The sequence below is a fragment of the Mesorhizobium waitakense genome, assembly GCF_056431085.1.
This window is the reverse complement of sequence record NZ_JBWKME010000179.1, coordinates 1-1,184: the sequence shown is the minus strand read 5'-3', so window position 1 is coordinate 1,184 and position 1,184 is coordinate 1. Positions and strand designations below refer to the sequence as shown.

Below are 1,184 nucleotides of genomic sequence, written 5' to 3'. Positions count from 1 at the left end.
GGCGACGTAGTGGGTCAAGCCGGGCTTGGTGGCGACTGTGAAGCATCTGCGCGGCGAGGAAGATTTGCGCCATGCGTCGCTGCAAGATTTCCGGGAAGAATGAGCAAGCGCGGCAGTGAGTTCTCTACCACTGGATATCAGAACATTTACCTGACGAATCCGATTGTCGACCCGGTCTTGCTGATGATCGATTTTCATCGTTTGCGCCCTGTCTGCTCATGCCAGATGATCTGCCGCCGCAGGTTCCCCGTAGGCGCGTTTCCATCTGCGGCTTTCAGGTCTGCGATAGTGGCGCCGTTCTTGAACAGCCCCATCACACGCTAAGCGACAGCGTCACGTTCTGGGTTGGCCAGATTGATGCCCATTTGCAGGCAATGCTGGTCGACGACGGCTGTTAGGCTTATTATTCGTTCGGAAGCAAAGGCCCGGTTGCGACAAAACCGGCTTCCATGTGCCAAGCGCAATATGCACCAACGTCCTGGTGCTGCGCGTCAGCTGCCCTGTGCGCGAGATGGCGATGGCGACGCCGCATTCCCAGGAGGACGCTATGGTTAGATGGCAACTTCCGATCGCCGCCGGCATGATTCTGACTTGGTGCGCCGCAGGTGGCGCCGAAGTTGGCGACCTGTATGACGCTGCGATGGCGGACAATCTGGCGCTTGTACAAAGTCTTGTGACGAACGGCGCAGATGTGAACGAACAAGGTGACGAGGGAACGCCGCTACACGCGGCCGTTCTCCAGGGCGATATTTCAATGGCAGCCTTCCTGCTGGACAAAGGTGCCGATATCGAGGCTGTGAAGCCCCCGGCCGGCTACAAGCCTTTGCACATTGCAGCGAGCTACGACAAACCGGAAATGGTCGCTTTCCTTTTACAACGGGGAGCGCAGGCAAATGGCCGAGATTTTGAGGAGCGAACGCCCCTCCATCTTGTAGCGCGACTGGGGTACGCCGACATAGCTAAACTTCTCCTCGATAGCGGCGCCGACGTGGACGCAGTCGATGGGCATGCCAAGTATACGGCACTGCATTTCGCAATTCTGACGGACAAGAAGGAAATAGTGAGGTTGCTCCTCGACCATTCGGCCGACGTCAACGCAGCGCCGACAGGGGAAAGCCCGCTTCATCTTGCCGCTAGAGCGGGATGAGATTAATTTCGGTCATAGCCTGAGTTTTCGAAGTAGT

General features: G+C 57.3%; 2 protein-coding genes. One reads left to right on the top strand and one right to left on the bottom strand.

What is annotated here, in order from left to right; translation table 11 throughout:
* Positions 1-198, bottom strand: a 198-nt coding sequence (locus tag AC07FD_RS32760) for a hypothetical protein (protein WP_478353218.1), incomplete at its 3' end; no start/stop codon positions are given.
* A 319-nt stretch (positions 199-517) separates the two neighbouring features.
* On the opposite strand from AC07FD_RS32760, the gene AC07FD_RS32755 reads away from it, so the two are divergent.
* The gene (locus AC07FD_RS32755; RefSeq protein ID WP_478353217.1) at positions 518-1,147 is read left to right on the top strand and encodes an ankyrin repeat domain-containing protein; all 630 of its coding nucleotides are present in this window, start codon (positions 518-520) and stop codon (positions 1,145-1,147) included.
* The last annotated feature ends 37 nt before the right edge of the window (positions 1,148-1,184 follow it).

What these genes read in the sequence shown, in the direction of transcription:
- AC07FD_RS32755 (WP_478353217.1), top strand. Translation starts at nt 518, where the DNA reads ATGGCGACGCCGCATTCCCAGGAGGACGCTATGGTTAGATGGCAACTT.